The organism is Vibrio sp. D401a (genome assembly GCF_030248515.1).
GTDB lineage: Bacteria > Pseudomonadota > Gammaproteobacteria > Enterobacterales > Vibrionaceae > Vibrio > Vibrio rotiferianus.
In genome coordinates this window covers 1-623 of the sequence record NZ_JAHGAI010000117.1, presented here as the reverse complement: position 1 = coordinate 623, position 623 = coordinate 1, and the positions used below count along the sequence as shown (strand labels likewise).

General features: G+C 35.3%; 1 protein-coding gene. It reads right to left on the bottom strand.

The features are described 5' to 3' along the window. Positions 1-12 precede the first annotated feature (12 nt). Positions 13-588: a class I SAM-dependent methyltransferase gene (locus KIV41_RS24805; RefSeq protein ID WP_258662085.1), complete on the bottom strand. Its 576-nt coding sequence runs from the start codon at positions 586-588 to the stop codon at positions 13-15. Positions 589-623: the final 35 nt, after the last annotated feature.

The window sequence follows — 623 nt, the reverse complement described above, 5'->3', positions numbered from 1 at the left end:
TTAAATGCTTTGTTATATGATTTTTCTAGCCACTACGTGACAAGCCTTACTATTATGCCCTGTCATCGTTTGATTATTAACAACGATAGACTTTTCTAGTACAAACCCATCAACTATGTTTTCAATTTCAGCTTGAGTTCCATGCCACATTGGAACCCCAACACCAGAAGTAAAAAAAAGACTTTCATCAGAGCAAAATTCAGCCAAATAAATAACTCCATTTGGCTTTAAAATTCTTAGTAGCTCAGAAACTACATTTACCCTAGTTTGTACTTCTGGAATACACGTAAAAACAGCACACGTAACAATGGCATCAAAGGAAGAATCAGAAAAAGGAAGCAGTGAACCTTTTGAGTAGTTCAGCTCTAGATGCGGGAATTCCTTGTTTCCACGATTAATCATTTCCAATGAAGAATCAACACCACAAATACTTTTATAACCTAAGTCATAAAGCTCATTGGTTACTCTTCCATACCCACAACCAAAATCAAGAACTTGGCTAGAATATGGCACTGTATTAATAAGTAACTCACTGATTAATTGAAGATTAAACTCAACTTTACCAGCAACATCATCCCAATTGCTCAAAGATTTCTCCTTAAATCATATAACGCCCTGTTAAG